The following is an 18369-nucleotide window of genomic DNA, read 5'->3' as shown; positions in this document are numbered from 1 at the left end:
CTTTTTTTGTTTTTTTATAAACAATTGCATCCGCTCTCATTACTAACATTGTGTAAGTAAGAACAAAGCACAAGAAAAAAACTGGCTTGCTTACGCAAAACCAGCTTCTTCTTTAGGCGCTTATTCTTCAATAACTGCCCACTTGTAATCGTATTGCGCACCGGCACCGTGAGAAACGACCCCTTTTACTTTTGGTGCACGTAAATGAGCTTCAACGTTTTGGTACACAGGGATGACCCCTTGTTGATCCATAATGATTTTCTCTGCATCCAACAAATCCTGCCAGCGGGCATCTGGATTGCCAGCGTTTGTCGTGGCAGACGATTTCACTGCTGCATCGTACTCCTCACTTGTCCAACGACCGCGGTTGTATGAATTATCGGTTACAAATAGATCTGTAAAACTGCTGGCATCCGCATAGTCAGCACCCCAACCACCCATAACGACATCAAAATCACCTGAGTTTGAACGATCAAGACGAACAGAGAAAGGTACGGGACTTAGGCTAACTTTCACCCCATCAAGCGTATCTTGAATCGCACTTTGAATATATTCAATGGCTTTTTTGGTTGAGTCTGTGTCAGAGGCCAAAATTTCAAAACTTAAAGAATCGATTCCCAAAGCCTCTTTGGCTTTTTCCCAATGTTCTTTGGCTTTTTCTTGATCGTATTCAATGACACTTTCCGCTTCATCGACAAAATCAGTATTATCAGTTGGGTTAAAGGTCATTCCTTTTGGTATCAATCCTGTGGAAGCCAATGAGCCATCACCTAAAATCGATGTCACTAATGCATCACGATCGATGGCATAAGAGATTGCTTTACGCAGATCCTCATTGCGGAATGGCGAATCTTCTTCTCGCTGATTCAACTCGATATAGGAAGTACGGGCTAATGGTTCTGACACAAATGCTTCATCATTGGCCATTTGCTGCGCCAATTCTCCTGTTAAGATGACGTCGTCCGCTTGCCCATCCTGGAATAGATTCAAGGAGGTCGATGATTCTTTTACGACACTGACATTGATCGTATCAAGTTTCACTGTATCTTTATCCCAATATTGGTCGTTCTTTTCATATGACCATTCTGTATCGGTTCCTGGACCATCAAAGCCAGCTAACACAAACGGTCCATTGTAAACGGCATTGTCGCTTGTTGAAGCATATTGATCGCCGTTGTCTTCTACGACTGCTTGGCTTTGTGGGAAGAAGGATGGAAATGCCAATAAGTATTGGAAGTATGGCGTAGGTGTCGTCAGCGTTATTTCTAATTCATAGTCACTGACTGCTTTGATCCCCAATTCTGAGGCATCTTTTTCACCTGCAGTTATCGCTTCGGCATTGGTTACGGGCGCAAATAAGTACGCATATTCAGAACCTGTTTCCGCACTTACGGTGCGTTGCCAGCCAAAGACATAATCCGCTGCTGTTACTGGTTCTCCATTTGACCATTTGGCATCTTCCCGTAATTTCAATTTATAGGTCAGACCATCTTCACTGACTTCCGCTAATTCGGCGGCACCTGCTGGTTCGGGCTTACTCTCAGCATCTAAGCGGTACAACCCTTCATACACATTATTTAAAGCACTAAAACTGATCGTATCGGTGGCTAAGGATAGATCGGCACTAGGCATTTCTTGTTGAACCACAACATTAAAAATTTGTTCGGCAGCTGCTGTCCCACTACCACTTGAACTTTCACCTGTACTTGATGTCCCTCCTGTTGAGCAACCTGCTAATACGATTCCACAAACAGCGACGACACCATATCCCCATTTTTTCTTCATCTTACCTACCCCTTATGAAAATCCAAAATTTTCAGAATTATTACAAAAATCTGAATGTAAATAAGATTTTAATAAATATTAATTATAAAAGCAAGCTATTTTTCTCATTTTATTATTATTTATTTTTTATGTTAACACTGCATGTTATTATTTATGACACAAAAACAAAAACACAAAGCGAAAGAGATCTCGCATTGTGTTTTTTTATCTTTGGATAGAAAAGTGGATTACTCCATTTTGTAGCTTTGACGCGTCACTTTACCCTCTCGTACCGCAGCGATAATAGTTGGCACCGCCCCAATCGCCGTAAAGAGATAGACCAGACCTAAGTTCCCGTAATATTGACTCGCTTCCAAATACCCTTCACGAATCAAATCAGGTAAAATACGGAAAGCATAGAAGACATCAACGTCCGTGTAATAATTCGCTACACTGATCGACCAGTCAATACGATTCCCGACATAGACCATGATGATCATGACGATAATACTACTAATAATACCTTTTGTGCTGAGTTTTCCACCTAGTAATTCATACCCTTTGATGGCACAGATCGCCATCGCGATCCCAGACAATGCAGCAACATACCCCAGTTGTCCTAATAAAATAATTGCGCCAGCACCAATCAGTGAGCCAAGAAACGCACCCACGGTTCCAGCTAACCAATTTTCTTTTTTCTGCCCTTTTTCCCGTTCTTGCGCAAGGACTGCTTCTTGTTGTTTCTTAAAGCAAGCTTCACAGGCAATGACGGGAGCGCCGCCAATCGCATACAGCGAAACCGGCTCAGTGACCGCGCCGCAGAAGGTACAAGCATTTTGGAAACCTTTGGTCTTCAAAAAATTCGTCAACTGGTCCAACGCAGTACGTAACTTGTCCACGGTTTTCCCTGCAGTCATCGCTCCGCGTAATGTATAGGCAACTTGATATCCTTGGATCACACAGTCGATGATCTCTTTTGACTCACTTAAAACTTCTTTGACTTCTTCTTGGTTGGGAAGTTCGCCATCTTTGCTAAGTGAAAAATGGGCCACTAGCGAATAACTATTGTTATTCTCTTGAACTAAAAAAAGTTTATAACTATGATACGTTCCATAAATCACCCCGGTGGAAGTATCAACTGAGAGCCTCAACGACTCGGCAAATTTGGTCAATGTCTTCTCGATCTTCTTATTCATTTTTCTCCTTCTTTCCAACAAACACTTACCTTTTTAGGTATAGCTAAAAGTTTAAGGAGAGTAGAAATGAAAGTCAATCAATTTGTTCAAAAAACCTAGTTTTTTTATCTATTCTGTGACAAATCGCCGCAACGCATCAGCAACCCCATGGTCTGTACTGCTAGTCGTCACAAAATCAGCTTTTGCTTTGACCAATTCGGGCGCATTCTCCATCGCAACACCAATACCAGCTGAAGCAATCATTGGCAGGTCGTTAAAATTATCGCCGATCGCTAAGGTTTGCGCCAGCGGCACTTGAAAATAGGCCGCCAATTCATTTAGCGCCTTATCTTTTCCCACAGCTTGATGAGTGACTTCCAAATAATTCTCTTTGGATAAGTAAAAGGCGCTTTCTAAAAATCCAGCGTTCTGGCAGGCAGCATGAAGCGCTTGGATTTCTGCTGTTGTGCCGATCAAAAGAAACTTATGAACCTCAAAAGCTTCTTGTGCCAACAGTTGTTCTAATGAAGTTTCTACAGGAGTCTCTTTGGTGATCGCCGCTTCTGCTCGTGCCCATTGGTCCACTCTTTCGCAATACCACTGATCACCAGAGTAGACATTGATGGAAACACCAGGAAAATCAGCTTTGATGCGCGCAACCAAAGTTTTTGCTTCTGCTTTTTTGACCTCATGACTGAAAATCGGTACCAGTGTGCCCTGTTGATCGTATCGTCCAATCAGGGCACCGTTGTAACAAGCCAAGGGCCAGTCTTCTATCCCTAACTCTTGAGCTATCGGTAGCATTCCTTTCGGGGAGCGAGCGGAAGCCAAAACAAAAGGAATCGCTTGCTGCTTCAATCGTTTGATTTCTTCAATCAAATCCAGATCGATTTGATGCTTATGATCCAAGATCGTCCCATCAATATCACTTAAAATAAACCCTATCTGCTTTTTTTCCAAATAAACCATCCTTTCCCATTCCCCATCCTTTTTACGAAAGCGGATCGAGCCATCGCTTTCGACCAAAATAAGCGCCGTTTCCATAAAACGAAAACAGCTTCCTTGACCTTCTTTGCTTCCAGTTTACCATACTAGCCAATGAAAAAAGAGTGCATCGCTGCACTCTTAGGAAGTATAGATATAAAACTCGATTTCCTTCTTAATCGGTTTTTTGATCCAGCGTTTCACAGCAGCTGCCCGCTTCAAGCCCATATGCTCATAAAAACCGTAATTACAGGTGGTATCGGTATAAAGGAAAAACGGAGCCGTTTTTTCCTGCTGGACCATCGCTAAAAAGGAAGTAAAGAGCTGCTTGCCTACACCCAATCCTTGTGTTTTGGGACTAACGGCAAACAAACCAACTTCGGTCTGAAAAGGAGTTTGTAAATCTTTCAACATCGCTTGATTTAACTCAGCCACCTCTTTGGCATAATGCAACAGCGTGTTTCTCCCTTCTTTCGTAAGCAGTAAGCAGCCAGCATGCCAAATCGTTTTCCCCCAATAGTGCATTGGATGAAGCTTCTTCCCTCTTTTACTGTCTGCTAATAAGATACCGACAGCTTCACCATTTAAAAGAGCCACACGTGAATAGGTCGCACGGGCAAGTTCATAACACAAAAAGACATGAGCAAAGTGCTTGGCGGTCATCTTGTCAAATTGCTTGTCGTAGTTCCAGCTATCAATAATTACTTGCACAAGCGCAGACAGATCTTCTCGTTTAAATGGTCGATATGTTACTTGTTTATTCATTCTATCTTCCTCCCAGTAGTTGACTATCCTTAGTATAAAGTTTACAGTAACTGTAAAGTCAAGGAGGAACGCCATGAAAACCAAATTAAAAGTATCGGAAATGGCACGCTTAGCGCGGATCAATCCTCGGACACTCCACTATTATGACGAGATTGGGCTATTTCAACCAAACAGCAAAGACGAGCACGGGTATCGGTATTATTCCCTTGATCAACTATTGGATCTCGGATTGATCCTATCACTGAAAGAATTATCGATGCCCTTAAAAGAGATCCAAACAGCGTTGCAGGGGGATGCCGAGACCATGAGAAACTTATTGGAAGCCAAGCGGCAAACCATCGATGAAAAAATTCAGCAGTTGAGCAACATCAAAAAAATCATCGAACGAAAAGCGGCGGATTTGCGCCTAGCTGCAGAAAAAACTTCCCCCTTCACCTTGAAGGAACAGCCAGAGGAATATTTCTCCCTTAGTCCTAGATTAAACGGTAGCTCCATCCCAGAGATGATCACCCAAGCCTACGACCTTTTGATGGCACAGCCTTATCTTTTCTCAAATAACGAATATGGTTTTATGATTCGGACGAACAAAGACGATACGCAAGACATCGACTACGTTTACGTGCGGCAAGAAGAACCACAACGTGCTTCCTTCGTGAAACCGGCAGGATACTATTTAACCGCCATTTATCAGGGGGATGACGAAGGATTGAAGCAGTTCTATCAAAAACTCAAGCAGCTGATTGCGACGCACCAATGGCAAATCGATGACTACTTCTATGAACGATCGATCCACGAAACGACCCTTAGCAACGAGCAAGCTTATTTGACAGAGATCCAAGTACGGATTTTATCTGAGGAATAAGGATCGTTCAAACAGCGTTGGAAAAGTAAATAAAAGACGCAACGACCACGAGCAGTTTCTTTCGCCTCGTTGTCGTTGCGCTTTATTTAAATCAAATGGTTTTCTTTCAACAGATCGCCAATGTAGGTATGTTCGGTTTTCTTAACGAAGCCCTCCAAGAGTTTCCGTTCGATAAACGGCAGCTCCATTTCCGTGATTTTTTTCTTATCGGTCAGATAATAGACAGCTTTGGCCAAAGTACGTAGATCATAAGCGGAAGCAAACACTTCTGGTACCCCGCGTTCCACATCTAATAGCTGATAAACAGCCTCCATGGCGGTCCGAACGGAATATTCTGTTGTAAATACAGTGTCTCGTTCAGTCTCTGCGAAATTACCGATAAAGGCTAAGTTTTTGGAGCCATTTGGAATAACTAATGGCCGATCACCTGGTTCACGCAGCATGAAGTAAGAAGTGATAAACGGCATGTATACTGGAACTGCCACACTTGATTCTTTTGAAATGCGTTGGATTTCTGCTTCCGGCACGCCTAAATGGTAAAGCAGTTCTTGCACGATTTCTTGTCCAGAGCATTGTTCAATTGGTTTTTTGATGTAGTTTCCTGGCGTATTTGACAACAATCCATACACCCATGTGATCGTTTGTTGGTCTTTTTGTTCTTTAAAGTGCGGTTGGCGATGGGTCGCAAAGCTCATCATCCAATTGGAATCTTTGATGGTGATGATCCCGCCAGTGACGATTCTGCCTGTTCGTAACTTGCGATGGGTCAATTTTTCTAAATAAGGTTCCACATCAAAATTCTGCCAAGTAACAGTTGCCGAAACAAACCAGCTTTCTTCAGGTAAGTTTTCATAAAAGACTTCTGGATGACCAAACTCAGGCGATTGCGCCGCCAAGTTTTTCCATAAACGCCAGCTGCCACCAGGTGCTTTTGAGATAGGCGCTGGGGTATAATGGTCCCCTTGCGTGGAACTTTCAGTGATCGATCCGTTGGTAACAAAGACCAAGTCATCTTCTGACAAAGGAATTTCTTCGATTGCTCCCGCTTTTTCTAGCACAAGTTTTTGAGCAACTTTTTCCTCGCCCACGATCCGAACATCGATATTGCTGACGGTGCATTCATATTGGAAGTCAACTCCTTGTTCTTCCAAATAAGCAAGTAGTGGTTTGACCAATGACTCATATTGGTTGTAACGGGTAAATTTTAACGCAGTAAAATCAGGCAAGCCATCGATATGGTGCACAAAACGCAACACATAGCGGCGCATTTCAATCGCCGAATGCCATTTTTCAAAGGCGAACATCGTACACCAGTATAGCCAAAAATTAGATTCAAAGAATTCTTCGCCAAAAACATCTTCGATTTTTTTCCCGATCAATTGATCTTCTGAAGTCATAAATAATTGGGTCAATTCTTTTTGTGCTGTAGCAGACAACGTAAATTCTCCATCATCTGCTGCTCGTTGACCGCGATTGTGGATAATCCGACAGTTAGACGAATTTGGATCATCGTGATCCAACCAGTAAAACTCATCTAACACCGAAGCATCTTCCACCTCCAAGGATGGAATCGAGCGAAATAGATCCCACAGGCACTCAAAATGATTTTCCATTTCGCGACCGCCGCGGGTCACAAATCCATCATGGGGAATGAATTTTCCGTCTAATGAACCGCCTGATAAAGAAAGTTCTTCAAGGACGTGGATTTTCTCACCCGCCATATGGCCGTCACGGATCAAGAAGACTGCCGCAGCAAGTCCTGCTAATCCCCCACCAACAATATAGGCTTCTTTCTTTTCGACATCTTTCGGTTTTCTGCTTCTTGCAAAAGCTTCGTAATTTCCGTTCGTATATCTCATGTAGATCCCTCCTAATATTGGTACGTTTTTATGGTATCAGTAACTTTTTTTTTTGACAAAAATTTGTACTAGTAAAAACAAGATATTTTGACAAATCGGCCTTTTTGTCAAAAAAAACAAGGGCAATGTCCCATCTTTTAGAAGATCTGCGCCCAGCACAAAAAGCGCCCCTAAGAAAACTGATTGCAGCTTTCTTAGGGGCGTTTCTAACAAAGGACAAACCCTTTGCCTTTTCAATGAAATATTTATTTCACACGTAGAGCGAAGCTAGCAGTCGAAAAGCCTGATTGTGCTTCGGTGACTGTATAACCCGTGCTTGGCGCATGGATATAGCTTGTATTACTTGTAGCGATCGCTACGTGGTAGGTATTCCCTTTTTGACCCCAGAACAGCAAGTCGCCAGCTTGTGCTTGCGAGACAGGAATGATCGTCCCTGCGCTTTCTTGTGGGACTGTCCAATCACCGATGTTTTTGCCCGTCACTTTTAAGAAGACGTAGCGTGTAAACCCAGAACAGTCGAAGACATCTGGTCCTTTGCCTCCCCATTGATAAGGAGTGCCGATATGTTTTCTAGCTTCTGCAACGATCGCTGCTCCATCCACGCTCATTGGAACATTGGTATTGCCTGCGTTGTTATTGTTGCCAGGAGTCGTTGCACTGACTTCTTTGACATATGCTGCAGATACCCAGCCACCCGTTGATAACTTATACCAAGTGGTATTGCCATTGACTGACGTGCCTTGTTTTTGAGCAACTGCTTTGAAGGTCGCATTGCTGCCCAAACTGCTGACTACACTTGCAGAAGTTGATGCATTTGAGCGGACATTCATACCAGTGGTTGTTTGGAACGTCTTATTGATGGCTTGCTCACTCGCATTGCTTGAGCCGTTTGATGAGCCAGTATTGTTTGAACCTGTGTTTGAATTATTATTATTACTTGTATTTCCAGAACTAGACGTGACATCACGCACATATGCCGCTGTGATCCAGCCACCGGTCGATACTTTGTACCAAACATTGGTGCCGCCAACGGATGTGCCATTTTTCTGGGCAACGACCTTCACCGTCGTGCTGTTGCTTAGGCTGCCAACGACACTGCCGCTTGTTGAGGCACTCGAACGAACATTTAATGCCGCTGTTGTTTTCACGTTCTTGCTGATAGCCGTTTCTGCAGAAACACTTGTATTGCCGCCAGAAGAACTATTGCCTGTGGAGCTACTGGACACATCTTTGACATAGGCTGCCGTGATCCAACCGCCTGTGGACAATTTGTACCAAGTGGTCGTGCCATTCACCGATGTACCACTCTTTTGTGCAACGACTTGTACTGTCGCATTACTGCTCAAACCGCGTACGACACTAGAACTTGTCGTTGCATTTGAACGGACGTTCAATGCAGTAGTCGTTTTCACTGATTTCGAAATTGCTTTTTCCGATGAAGAAGACGACGAATTGGACGAGCCTGTATTGGCAGAAGAGGAGCCTGAGGTGCTCTTCACATAAGCCCCTGAGATCCAGCCGCCTGTTGATAGCTTATACCATGTTGTATTGCCATTCACTGAGGTACCGTTCTTTTGAGCCACCGCAGTGATTGTTGTATTTGCTCCTACACCACTTACGATAGAGGCACTTGTTGAAGCATTTGAACGAACATTCAGTGAAGCTGTTGTTTTAAATTGTCGATTGATCGCCGTTTCAGCTGACGATCTGGCAAGAGTAGCAGTTGTGTTGGTTGATGACGAAGCGTTCGTCGTTTCGGTCGCATGAGCAAGAGACGTAAAGACACCTGATGTTGATGCTAACGCTGCTGTGATACCCAATCCTTTTTGTACGAAAAGGGACCGTTTTTGTTTCACTAAACGCTTACGTTTGATTTTCCGAGATTCCAATAAAACACCCCCTGTACCCCATTTTAACAAAAATTAATATTTTTTGATATTGTTTTCGTTTTGTATTTTTTTACTTTACGTTTAATAAAACGTGTCATTTATTTTCCTGCGTTATTCTTTTTGATCACTTTCTCTTTGGTGTTGCTCAATGGCACTCTATTTACAAAGATTTCTATAAACTACAGAAAAACGCTATTTCATTCAACGTTATTTTAATTCGCGAATAAAAACAGGAATTTTTTTGCAAACAAACCCACTTTTTGAAAAACAAGACTGTTATTTGAATAACATTTCTTTTCTTATCCCATTCTTCAAAAATCGATACTAAAATCACCCATTTATCATTCCTTTTTTACACAAGGGATCCTGTGAAAAAGTTTTTTCAAAAAGAATGCTTCTTTCACCAGTGTGATCGACGCTATGATGAAATCCTGTTACATCGCTTCCAACTGGATACGAATTATTTGATAGAGAAGTCACTCACTTCTACCGAAAGAAATATTTTCACAATTTATTTTATTCAAAAGATTATAATACCAAGGATAAAACTAAGCATTTGCATGAGTTTGTGAAATCGTGCTATACTTAAAAAAAAGGAAGAGGTGACCGAGTATGAAAACAAAGACGAAAGAAAAAGTTTATGCTGAACGACAACATAACTATAAAACGAAAAAAGAAGAGATTTTCAAAAAAGCCCTAGATTCCGTACAGACCACAGACAAGAAAAAAGAAGAACAGAAAAAGAAAGCGTAGACTCCTGCGTTTTCTTTTTCTGTTGATCTGTAAAAAGACGAGGCTTCGCCGAAGGGTTGCGAGTCTCGTCTTTATTGTAATCGAAAAAAAGCAGGCTATGATACTTTCTATCTCAACCATTGCCAAGTCACCTTGAAAATCACCGAATGACTACCATCAATGCAGTAAAGGGAAATACTTCCTCAAAGAAGCGACAGTTTCTTATTTCAACGGGGATCAAGCACAATATTTAGTAGGCGAAAACACGTTCCTACAACATATTGTGGATAAACCTGTTGAAACTGTGCATAACTAAAAAGCCTGCGATTTTTTTCGCAGACTTTTTTATTTATTGACATGCTTGAATTAATCTAGAGATAAATAATAGCTCACATTATCTGGTAGCGGTTTAAAGCCATTCTTTTTATAAAAATCCGCTGCGGGCATACTTTCTTCAGTATCTAACAGGATCGTTGGGATCTCTTTCTTGAGTAGATCCTCTTTGATCCTTTCTAAAAAAGTGGAACCTAAGCCTTTTCCTTGGTGCGTGCCAGTAATTAAAAAGGTATCGATCACATACTCTTTTCCTTGATACCAGGGCTTGATAAAGCCTAAAGAAAGACCAATCAATTCATTCGATGCTCGATCTGTTAGTCGATAACCAATAAAAGTATTCATTGCCATCATTGATGATACATAGTCGGTGATTTGCGGCACTGTCAATTGGTCATTCCATGGTTCTGCTGAAAATACAGCAATATAGTGGTCCACGACTTCTGCTAAATCTGCCGTTGTTAATTCACGCATGCTTACGTTCTTTTCCATCCTATCTCCTGCTTCCATTTCTATTTCGGTAAGAGCCTATACTCGTAGAATCCACTAATTTTTCTGCGTGTATCAATCATCGATTCGTTTTGCATAGCCATTGCCATAACTGGTATAACGGCGCTTTTGGTTGACGGCCATTTTTTTATGAATCTCTGCTTCAAGATCGATGGAAAGGATTTCCGCTAACCCAAGAAGATAAATCGCCACATCCGCCAATTCTTCTCCTACCTCTTGTTGCTTCCGATACGCGTCAAAGGCTTCCCCTATTTCACCATATAAAGCCAAAAACTCTTTTTCAATATTTGTGACATTGAATTGGTGATCGATTTTGTTTTGATAGATCGCTTTTTGCATTTCTGATAGTTTCATAGTCGCTCCTTTTGGGATAGTATACCATTTAATTAAAGTTCAAAATAGAAACTTAGTAAAAAAATCACCTCAAAAAATAGTGACCCCCAAAACGTTAGAATTTTGTTCTAACTTTTGTAGGTCACTCTAGTATAGGATTCATCCTGTTTTGTTTATTCTGCCCGCTCCAATTCAGCAGATTTGATTGCAACCCGTTGAGCGATTTTTAAAAATGGAAAATAGATTGCTACACAAACGACGATGATGATCACTTGAACCAAAACAACTTTAAAATCCCCTTTTGATGCCAACAATGCACTAAGAATTGGTGGTGTCGTCCAAGGAACCATCACAGAAAGCGGCTCAATGAATCCTACTGCGGTAGCAAAGTAGCCAATCAACGTCGCAACAATTGGACTTGCAACGAAGGGAATGATCATGGGTAAATTGAAGACGATCGGTAAACCAAAGATGATTGGCTCGTTGATATTAAAAATACCCGGAGCTAGGGATAGATTGACGACATCCCGAAAAGGTTGGTAATTGCGGACGAATAAGAGCACTGCAATGATCAAGCTGATCGTAAATCCAGTCCCGCCTAGTTGTGCGAAAACCGTCACGAATGCTGAATTTAAGATATTGGGTGGCGTAGCGCCTTCTTGCACGGCTTGCATGTTTTCATTCATATTGACTAACAGCAATGGATCTAACAAGGTGCCATTGATGACGGTTTGGTGAATGCCTAAAGTAAACAGAAAATTGCCCGTTGAATAGATGATCAAGAACCCAAAAATCGATGTGTTCAACAAACGCAGTGGTTCTTGGATCACTGTTGAAATGATTTGAATCAGGTCGGTATCAAAGGCTGCTAGCACGGTCGCAACTACGGCAAAGAAGGAAATCACCAAAATAGCAGGGATCAACGTGCTGAAGGATTTGCTGACGGCAGGAGGAACTTGATCCCCTAAATTGATTTTTAAGTGCTTGTTTTCTGACAGTCGAATAAATAATTCCGTGGCAACTAACCCACAAATGATTCCAGAAAACATCCCTTTGGTCCCGACATCGTCAAATAGCATCACACCACTGATGGTCACTTCTGCTTGAGCGCCTTCTGGCATCACGGCATGAACCATCGCCAACATGACCACTAAGCAAGTCGTTGCCACAAAGGTTGCATTGATGGCGCTCGGATTGTTTTTGTTGCGGCAAAGAAAATAAGCGATCATCGGGGCGATCAGCAGACCGGCGATATTCAATGTTCCATTGGTGATGGAATTGCCAAACACTTGCATTCGCGCCAAGGCAGCCCCTTCTAAAAACCATGGAAAGAAGACATTATTAAACAACACAGCGATCCCTGCGATAATAAAGGCAGGCATTAAGGTCGCAAACGCATCACGAAGACTTTTGAGATGAACCTGATTGCCGAGACGGACCGAAAACTCTGTAAATTTATCTAAAAACGTGCGCTTTTCTGCTGCCATTTTTGTTCCTCCTATTCTGTATATGGGTTTGTATAGATCGTACTACCATTCGTTTTGATCACTTCTTTGAACCATTCATACGATTTTTTCGGTACACGTTTCATATCTCGCAACTCATGGTTGCCACGATTGACATACACGAGTCCGTATCGTTTCTCCATATCACCTTGCGAGCTCAAAATGTCGATCAGCCCCCAACCAAGATACCCAAGACAGACCACTCCATCTTCCACCATCGCTTCAAACATCGCTCGAATATGCTCTTGATGATAGGCAATACGGTAATCATCTTGAATCGGTTCTTTGCCATCCCAATGCTCTCTGACACCAATCCCGTTTTCAATCGGAAACACTGGCAAGCGGTACCGCTGATAGACTTTATTTAAGACATCACGGAAGCCGAGCGGATCAATTTGCCAATTCCATTCCGTCGTTTCGATATACGGATTGTCTTGTTTTCCAAAAGTCATGTACCGATTCGGCGGCGTTCCTTCAGGAATTTTTTCAGCATTCAAGGTAGAAGAAGCATAATAGCTAAAGGCAATGTAATCATTTTTCTGCGCTGCGATCGCTTCTAATTCCCCAGGTAAAATATTCATATTGAGTTGATGATTTTTCACGTATCGGTCTTGTGCTGCCGAATACTTGCCGTGCGCATAGCAATCTAATAAAGTAAAGTTCGCAAATTCATCAAACTCTCTTGCTGCTTTGATGTCTTGTGGACGACAAGTCGCTGGATACGCCTCAGAATACGCCAGCATGCCGCCGATCTTCGCATTTGTTGTTTCATGAAGATAATTACAGAGTTCTGCATGGCAAACCATGACATTGTGGAAAATCTGATACAATTCTTCTGTCGTTTCTTCCCCTTCTAAATAGCCGCTGATCTTAAAACCATGGTCTTGGTGGAAAAGATTTTGTTCGTTAAAGGTTAACCAATAATGGACTTTATCCGCAAAACGATCCACCATTTCTTTTCCAAAACGAATGAATGCGTCCTTCACTTCTTTGCTGATGAACCCGTTATAGGTTTTCGCCAGATGCAGAGGCATATCAAAATGGTACAAACAAATCATAGGCTCGATCCCTCGAGCTAACAGATCATCAATAAAACGATCGTAATAGGCGATCCCTTCTTCATTAAAGGCACCATCTCCATCGTGAACGACCCTTGACCAAGAAATTTGGAAACGATACATGTTCATCCCCAAATCTTGCATATAATCAAAATCTTCTGTATACACATGATAGTTATCATTTGCTACATGCCAATCGCTAGCCTGTTCCGAAGCTTCCCGTATATCATAAACGGATAAGCTTTTACCGCCTTCATTCCAACCACCTTCTGTCTGCATACTGCTGACACTGTTCCCCCAATAAAATTTTATCATATTGATTCCTCCATCGTTTGTATTCGCTTACAAAACCTATTATAATTAGGTGAAATAGGCATGTAAATTTTTCAAAAACATATGCAAAGCTTTTTCTATACATGTGAATTTCAGCTGATTCTTTAGTGATAGACCTTGTTTTTATCCCCTTCAAACAAAACTCAAGTCCATGAATTTCTTTACATAAGGAGTGATGACTATGACAAAATACAAAGAGATCGTTGATCAGTTGCGGACGAATATTTATGAAGGTGTTTTTCCAGCTTTATCAAAACTACCGGAACAAACGGCGTTAGCCAAACGATTTCAAACCTCGCGAATGACGATCCAAAAAGCGCTAAATCAATTGAAGCAAGAAGGCCTGATTTCTACCAAAAGAGGTCATGGCACCTATGTCAATTCAGCGACCTACCAAGGACAGATCAATGAGTATATCGGTTTAGTCAACCGATATGGCGGACGGCATAAAGTGCAAAGTAAAATCATTAGTTTCAATGTACGTTTTCCAGAAGCCAACGAAATGGATTACTTGTCTTTGCGAGAAAACGAACCTGTTTATGATATCGTACGACTGCGCTATGTTGATAACGAACCCTTTGAATTGGAATACACGATCATGCCCATCAAAACCATTCCCGATATTGATATGGCGATCCTTGAACACTCGATCTATCGATATATCACTGATTCCTTACATCTCAAAATAGGTCCCGCCATACGTAAAATCCGTGCCGACAAAGCGGATTCCTATGATATCAAATATTTAGAAGTCGATCCCAATGATCCGATCTTAGAATTAGAACAAGTTGCTCGTCTCTCCGACGGACGACCTTTCGAATTTTCGCAAACTCGTTATCCATACCAAAATCGTGAGATTTACTATCTTTCTGAACCTTAATGGCAAAAAAACAAGTCTGAAGAAAACTCAGACTTGTTTTTTATTATCCAGGGAAGGTGTATTCGTTAAGATTCTTCGGTTTTTTTCGCGGTTCGCTCTGGACTGACCCAAACGCCGCTGCCGTAGCCAAGGATGGTCTTGACGGCTGGAATAAAGGTAGTGACGATCGTTATGGCATTGATCATCCAGTAAAACAGCATGTAAAAAGGAGCAAAACGGAAATACTTCAGCTTGCTGCGGTTATCATCCGCCAAGAGGCTGGTGAATAGCTGCATGACCCCCGCAATCATCTCGAAACAAACGAAGAGAAAGGCCATCGTAAACATATGATAGATCCGTTCGTAATTCCCAGTTGCACCATAATAGATCAGATAAAAGACAAACAAGGCAGATGAAAGCCAGAAAAAGAATGACCAGATGATACTTAATGTTTGATCGACAAACATAGCGGTTCGACCAATGTTTTCAAAAGGATGCAAAAAGACCTTTTTAAAGTTGGTCAGCCATACTTCTGTACCGCCCTTCGCCCAGCGTTTCCGTTGTCGGTAGAGCATCTTGAGTGTTTCTGGCACCTCCATGAAAAACATCACTCGTGAAGCAAATAAAGACAGCCAACCTCGGAATTGGTGGTCCCAGGCAATACTGATGTCTTCTGTAGCTCGATTTTGTCGAAACAGACCCACGTCCATCAATGCCGCGCGGCGATACATCGTATTGGCACCGCTATAGGCATAGATGACGCCGAAAACGGCTTGCTGGGTCCGTTTGATAATTCCTACGATACTTGAAAATTCAACGGTTTGTGATTTCCCTACGATCGTTGTGCGATTTTGAACATCCATATTCGCCGTAATGGCAGAGATATTGATGGAATCTTGGCGGATGAAATAATTGACATATTTCCATAACGCATCAGGTTCAGGAACCGTATCTGCGTCGTTGCTCAAGATCAATTCCCCTTTGGCAAACCCTACCCCAATATTAAAGGCATGGGCCTTTCCTTGGTTTTTTTCGATGCGCAACACTCTTAGATTTGGGTACTGTTCCATCAATCGGTCTAATATCACAGGGGTTTGATCCGTTGAGCCATCATCAGTCACCAACACCTCATAATTGCTGTAGTTCAGATTGTTCATTAAATAATGAATCGTGTCTTCAATAACGATTTCTTCATTGTGAGCTGGTACCATAATCGTGATCATCGGCTCGATCTCTTCGGGGATCGGTATCCACTCTAATTGACGATAACGGAACAAAAAACGATTGCAGATCACCCCGATGAACCAAGCAAAGCCACCTAAAATTGGATACGTAAAGAGAATCATTAAAACGACTGTTAAAAATGTATCCAACCACGGGAACCCAGTATCAAAATTGACAACCATCAGCCCACCCCGTTTCTACGGAAAAGTTCTTGGATCTCTCTTTCTCCGATGTTTTGCTCCGGTGCAACCGCGTAGTATTTTGCCCCGTGGCGTTCTTCTTTCGTCCCAAAGCGTTCTTCATAAAATGCTTCTAGCAACTCTTTGCGTTTTTCCAAGGCAGCTTCATCATGCATCGATTGCTTTTGCAGCAATCGTTTGAAGCGGCGGTTGTTCCTCAAGGTCAACAAAGTAAACGTCAGAACCAAGACCAAAAAAGAAATTCCTAAGAACAACGCCAAAAAATCAAAAGTCACTGCTTCTTCCAGATATGTCCGAAAGGCGATCCGATCCGCCAGATTCGGTAAAGTCAGCGGGATGGCCAGCCAGACAAAGGGAACCAAGACCATCAGCCAAGCAAGAATCGTCAAAATCGTTTGGCGGGTCTTCAAAGCAGAACGACCTTTTTGAAAATACGCATCGGTGACCAACCGTTCTTTGACTTCTTCCCGTGTCACTCGTTGTTTCATTTTACTCACTCCTTTAAAATAACTATTTATTTGCTGTGAAGAAAAAGAAGCAACAAAAGCAAATCGTCTGGACCTGCTTCGTTCTTCTTCTGTTTGTTTCACTTAGATTTCTTGCCAACTTTCAACGCATTGAACAGCGTGTGAAATTGGCCTTTAAAGGACATCACTTGCTCAAACACATCTTCCCCATCATTCAGCATCTTGACAGTCACCCAGCCTAATGCTTCGGTGATACCACTAGCCACACTGGCATTGATTGCAGCTCCAGCAACGGTGCCGACTGCTGGGACAAATTTCAAGATATTGCCAACGGCACTGCGACCAAAACTCACAACGACTAGCTCTTTCGAAATACTTTTCGCTAACCCTTCACGCCATGTTCGCCCAAAAATACGATACAAACGTGCCATCATCGTCATTTGAACTGGCACAAGTAACACTGCATCTGAAAAGGGAATCGGTGAACAGCCGATGATCGCCGCCGTCAAAGAAGCCGCATGGATCGTGCGGTGGGCTTTTTTTCGTGTTTCATCATCTACGCCAACTAAAAACTCCTCAAACACCTGATCAAATTGATCCTTGCTTTTCGCTAACACTTTTTCCGCCTGAGCTTTTGATCCGTCATAGCCTTTCATCACCAGGGCAGCCGATTTTTTCGGCATTCGCTTCATGACATCCGCAAAAAAAGAAGTAAACTCCGCTTCTTCTTGCAGCTCTTCTCTCGTTTGACTTTGCTCGACTTGAACGGACTGTTCCGTTAATAATTCATTTTCGTTTTGCTTCTTTTTGCGTTTTATCCATGTTTTTTTCAAAGAAATGTCTCCTTCTTTCGACTCGTTGTTCATTTAAAAATCAAAGTGAGCCATGATTTTGTTCCTCTTTCTATTTTAGCTCAGGTTTTTCAAGATAGCGAAAATGTAGCTTGAGAGAGCTTACACTTGCTAAAAAATGCAAATTTGCATCTTCAGATTATTTATTTATATTATCGTTTTTTTATGCTATGATACACAAAAGGAGTGGATCGAATGAAAAAGAAATTGAATTGGAAAGTCCTTTTTTATCTAGGCTTATTGACTTACTTTCTTTTAAGCGGGATCTTCGCATTCTTTGGCGTCGAAATACCGTTTCTTTATAAACGTTGATCTTCACGTTTTCTCAGAACCATATCATTCAACTCTTTGCTCTATGTTAAGAGAATCCATCATTCTATCGTCCATTCAATCTAATCAGAAAAGGTGATTTTCTTGTCCATTTTATTTGATCTATTGCAGCTGCTTGCCGTTATCTGTATCGCGTATTTATTGTTCACAAAAAACCATTTCCTCAAACAATTAACTGCTGTTCAGAAAATGGTCTTTGTCGTTTTATGTATTTCGGTGATACTGCCGGCTCTCTACGAATTTATTACTGGTTTTGCGCAGGGATTTTGGGAACGGTTGTGATTGACGTTCCTTACAAAACTCGCTGCCTTTACAAGACAAATAGATAGCTTATAT

17 protein-coding genes are annotated in these 18369 nt (G+C 42.0%); 4 read left to right on the top strand and 13 right to left on the bottom strand.

The genetic code is table 11. The features are described 5' to 3' along the window. Positions 1 to 120: 120 nt before the first annotated feature. From ENLAB_RS13075 to ENLAB_RS13060, 4 genes are all read right to left on the bottom strand, one after another. Positions 121 to 1785 carry a peptide ABC transporter substrate-binding protein gene (locus ENLAB_RS13075; protein WP_195266006.1) on the bottom strand — a complete coding sequence of 555 codons (1665 nt, stop codon included), beginning with the start codon at positions 1783 to 1785 and terminating at the stop codon, positions 121 to 123. A gap of 227 nt (positions 1786 to 2012) precedes the next feature. Next, positions 2013 to 2960, bottom strand: a complete 948-nt coding sequence (locus tag ENLAB_RS13070) for a hypothetical protein (RefSeq protein ID WP_195266008.1) — start codon at positions 2958 to 2960, stop codon at positions 2013 to 2015. Between the two features lie 108 nt (positions 2961 to 3068). Further along, the gene (locus tag ENLAB_RS13065) at positions 3069 to 3908 is read right to left on the bottom strand and encodes a Cof-type HAD-IIB family hydrolase (protein ID WP_216682895.1); all 840 of its coding nucleotides are present in this window, start codon (positions 3906 to 3908) and stop codon (positions 3069 to 3071) included. A gap of 156 nt (positions 3909 to 4064) precedes the next feature. Continuing rightward, positions 4065 to 4688, bottom strand: a complete 624-nt coding sequence (locus tag ENLAB_RS13060) for an N-acetyltransferase (RefSeq protein ID WP_086293145.1) — start codon at positions 4686 to 4688, stop codon at positions 4065 to 4067. A 73-nt stretch (positions 4689 to 4761) separates the two neighbouring features. On the opposite strand from ENLAB_RS13060, the gene ENLAB_RS13055 reads away from it, so the two are divergent. Next, positions 4762 to 5550, top strand: coding sequence for a MerR family transcriptional regulator (locus ENLAB_RS13055; protein ID WP_195266010.1), 789 nt, complete (start codon positions 4762 to 4764; stop codon positions 5548 to 5550). A gap of 86 nt (positions 5551 to 5636) precedes the next feature. Here ENLAB_RS13055 and ENLAB_RS13050 read toward each other — a convergent pair whose 3' ends face one another. Both ENLAB_RS13050 and ENLAB_RS13045 read right to left on the bottom strand, forming a co-directional pair. After that, positions 5637 to 7409 (bottom strand): oleate hydratase, encoded by a 1773-nt coding sequence (locus ENLAB_RS13050; protein WP_008377255.1) that lies wholly within the window; start codon positions 7407 to 7409, stop codon positions 5637 to 5639. A gap of 245 nt (positions 7410 to 7654) precedes the next feature. Beyond that, positions 7655 to 9298 carry a C40 family peptidase gene (locus ENLAB_RS13045; protein ID WP_077453567.1) on the bottom strand — a complete coding sequence of 548 codons (1644 nt, stop codon included), beginning with the start codon at positions 9296 to 9298 and terminating at the stop codon, positions 7655 to 7657. A 612-nt stretch (positions 9299 to 9910) separates the two neighbouring features. Between ENLAB_RS13045 and ENLAB_RS13040 the strand changes: the two genes are divergently transcribed. Next, positions 9911 to 10051, top strand: coding sequence for a hypothetical protein (locus ENLAB_RS13040; protein WP_170920126.1), 141 nt, complete (start codon positions 9911 to 9913; stop codon positions 10049 to 10051). Positions 10052 to 10396: 345 nt separating this feature from the next. Here the strand turns inward: ENLAB_RS13040 and ENLAB_RS13035 are convergent, their stop codons facing one another. The 4 genes from ENLAB_RS13035 to ENLAB_RS13020 all read right to left on the bottom strand — a co-directional run bounded on the left by ENLAB_RS13035 (position 10397) and on the right by ENLAB_RS13020 (position 14084). Beyond that, a complete protein-coding gene (locus ENLAB_RS13035) occupies positions 10397 to 10855 on the bottom strand; it encodes a GNAT family N-acetyltransferase (protein ID WP_081118375.1) in 459 nt (152 codons plus the stop codon). A 72-nt stretch (positions 10856 to 10927) separates the two neighbouring features. Continuing rightward, on the bottom strand, positions 10928 to 11227 hold the full coding sequence (locus ENLAB_RS13030) for a MazG-like family protein (protein ID WP_195266012.1): 300 nt from the start codon (positions 11225 to 11227) through the stop codon (positions 10928 to 10930). Positions 11228 to 11379: 152 nt separating this feature from the next. Then, positions 11380 to 12693: a PTS sugar transporter subunit IIC gene (locus ENLAB_RS13025; protein WP_005225308.1), complete on the bottom strand. Its 1314-nt coding sequence runs from the start codon at positions 12691 to 12693 to the stop codon at positions 11380 to 11382. 11 nt (positions 12694 to 12704) lie between these two features. Further along, entirely contained in the window at positions 12705 to 14084 is a 1380-nt protein-coding gene (locus ENLAB_RS13020; RefSeq protein WP_244351501.1) for a glycoside hydrolase family 1 protein, read from the bottom strand. Between the two features lie 199 nt (positions 14085 to 14283). Here ENLAB_RS13020 and ENLAB_RS13015 point away from each other — a divergent pair, with 199 nt between their 5' ends. Then, positions 14284 to 14982: a GntR family transcriptional regulator gene (locus ENLAB_RS13015; RefSeq protein ID WP_034868333.1), complete on the top strand. Its 699-nt coding sequence runs from the start codon at positions 14284 to 14286 to the stop codon at positions 14980 to 14982. Between the two features lie 65 nt (positions 14983 to 15047). Here the strand turns inward: ENLAB_RS13015 and ENLAB_RS13010 are convergent, their stop codons facing one another. The 3 genes from ENLAB_RS13010 to ENLAB_RS13000 form a co-directional block, all read right to left on the bottom strand. Next, positions 15048 to 16367 (bottom strand): glycosyltransferase family 2 protein, encoded by a 1320-nt coding sequence (locus tag ENLAB_RS13010; protein ID WP_015509139.1) that lies wholly within the window; start codon positions 16365 to 16367, stop codon positions 15048 to 15050. Then, positions 16367 to 16873 (bottom strand): hypothetical protein, encoded by a 507-nt coding sequence (locus ENLAB_RS13005; protein ID WP_142963158.1) that lies wholly within the window; start codon positions 16871 to 16873, stop codon positions 16367 to 16369. Before ENLAB_RS13005 ends, ENLAB_RS13010 begins: the two co-directional genes overlap by 1 nt. A 98-nt stretch (positions 16874 to 16971) precedes the next feature. After that, on the bottom strand, positions 16972 to 17718 hold the full coding sequence (locus ENLAB_RS13000; protein WP_142963159.1) for a YcjF family protein: 747 nt from the start codon (positions 17716 to 17718) through the stop codon (positions 16972 to 16974). A gap of 399 nt (positions 17719 to 18117) precedes the next feature. On the opposite strand from ENLAB_RS13000, the gene ENLAB_RS12995 reads away from it, so the two are divergent. After that, on the top strand, positions 18118 to 18315 hold the full coding sequence (locus ENLAB_RS12995; RefSeq protein ID WP_016610551.1) for a hypothetical protein: 198 nt from the start codon (positions 18118 to 18120) through the stop codon (positions 18313 to 18315). Positions 18316 to 18369: the final 54 nt, after the last annotated feature.

This window comes from Enterococcus innesii (genome assembly GCF_022846515.1).
Taxonomy (GTDB): domain Bacteria; phylum Bacillota; class Bacilli; order Lactobacillales; family Enterococcaceae; genus Enterococcus_D; species Enterococcus_D innesii.
This window is presented reverse-complemented; position numbering and strand designations above follow the sequence as displayed.

Excerpts from the sequence above, each read along its gene's own strand:
- ENLAB_RS13065 (WP_216682895.1), bottom strand. The coding sequence starts at position 3,908 with ATGGTTTATTTGGAAAAAAAGCAGATAGGGTTTATTTTAAGTGATATT.
- ENLAB_RS13035 (WP_081118375.1), bottom strand. The coding sequence starts at position 10,855 with ATGGAAAAGAACGTAAGCATGCGTGAATTAACAACGGCAGATTTAGCA.
- ENLAB_RS13015 (WP_034868333.1), top strand. The coding sequence starts at position 14,284 with ATGACAAAATACAAAGAGATCGTTGATCAGTTGCGGACGAATATTTAT.
- ENLAB_RS13050 (WP_008377255.1), bottom strand. The coding sequence starts at position 7,409 with ATGAGATATACGAACGGAAATTACGAAGCTTTTGCAAGAAGCAGAAAA.
- ENLAB_RS13070 (WP_195266008.1), bottom strand. The coding sequence starts at position 2,960 with ATGAATAAGAAGATCGAGAAGACATTGACCAAATTTGCCGAGTCGTTG.
- ENLAB_RS13030 (WP_195266012.1), bottom strand. The coding sequence starts at position 11,227 with ATGAAACTATCAGAAATGCAAAAAGCGATCTATCAAAACAAAATCGAT.
- ENLAB_RS13025 (WP_005225308.1), bottom strand. The coding sequence starts at position 12,693 with ATGGCAGCAGAAAAGCGCACGTTTTTAGATAAATTTACAGAGTTTTCG.
- ENLAB_RS13020 (WP_244351501.1), bottom strand. The coding sequence starts at position 14,084 with ATGATAAAATTTTATTGGGGGAACAGTGTCAGCAGTATGCAGACAGAA.
- ENLAB_RS13005 (WP_142963158.1), bottom strand. The coding sequence starts at position 16,873 with ATGAAACAACGAGTGACACGGGAAGAAGTCAAAGAACGGTTGGTCACC.
- ENLAB_RS13055 (WP_195266010.1), top strand. The coding sequence starts at position 4,762 with ATGAAAACCAAATTAAAAGTATCGGAAATGGCACGCTTAGCGCGGATC.
- ENLAB_RS13010 (WP_015509139.1), bottom strand. The coding sequence starts at position 16,367 with ATGGTTGTCAATTTTGATACTGGGTTCCCGTGGTTGGATACATTTTTA.
- ENLAB_RS13040 (WP_170920126.1), top strand. The coding sequence starts at position 9,911 with ATGAAAACAAAGACGAAAGAAAAAGTTTATGCTGAACGACAACATAAC.
- ENLAB_RS13000 (WP_142963159.1), bottom strand. The coding sequence starts at position 17,718 with ATGAACAACGAGTCGAAAGAAGGAGACATTTCTTTGAAAAAAACATGG.
- ENLAB_RS13075 (WP_195266006.1), bottom strand. The coding sequence starts at position 1,785 with ATGAAGAAAAAATGGGGATATGGTGTCGTCGCTGTTTGTGGAATCGTA.
- ENLAB_RS13060 (WP_086293145.1), bottom strand. The coding sequence starts at position 4,688 with ATGAATAAACAAGTAACATATCGACCATTTAAACGAGAAGATCTGTCT.